The organism is Glaesserella parasuis, from assembly GCF_002015085.1.
GTDB lineage: Bacteria > Pseudomonadota > Gammaproteobacteria > Enterobacterales > Pasteurellaceae > Glaesserella > Glaesserella parasuis.
In genome coordinates, this window is the sequence record NZ_MUXW01000077.1 from 1 (window position 1) to 615 (window position 615).

The 615-nt window shown below is 35.6% G+C and carries 1 pseudogene; it reads right to left on the reverse strand.

From position 1 onward, the window contains the following. Positions 1–469 (reverse strand): annotated as a pseudogene (locus B0183_RS12875) (helix-turn-helix domain-containing protein); the annotation flags it as partial. Positions 470–615: the final 146 nt, after the last annotated feature.

Sequence of the window (615 nt, forward strand, 5' to 3'; positions counted from 1 at the left end):
ATAACCGTAATTACCGTCATTTTTGTGATAAATTTTGATAACTTCTTGCTCAATCGCTGCATTTTTATTGTCTTTTTCAGCAAGATGATAAAAGAACGTACTCCGTTTTAAATCAACCAATTGCAATAAAATCTCAAACGGAAATTGGTGGCGCAGTTCTTTCACGAGGCTTGCAACCACTGGCTGATGACACAGCAATTAGGAATACCAAAATGTAATGCCGCTTGCAGAGTAGAAAATTGACCTTGTTTAACCGCTTGTATTACAGATAACTTAAACTCAGGTGAGTAAACTCGTTTGCTGTGGCAAACAGCTAATCCATTGATACCATTGTGATTATACTGATTAATCCAATATCTTAATATGGTTTCCTTAACCTGAAAATGCTGACGAGTTAATGGCGATTTTTATTATGTTGAAGATAAAATTCGATCACTTGTTGTTTAAAAGATTGGGTGTATTTAGCCATAAAAATCTGCACCTTAATTAGTTGGTTGTTTAGTCCAACTTTTGGGGTGCAGATCAATTTCTATGTCGTTTGTTTTTTGTACTTAAAAGATCAACACGCCCTAGACTCTCGCTGAATACACCTTAAACTTACTCGACTTCGCTAAC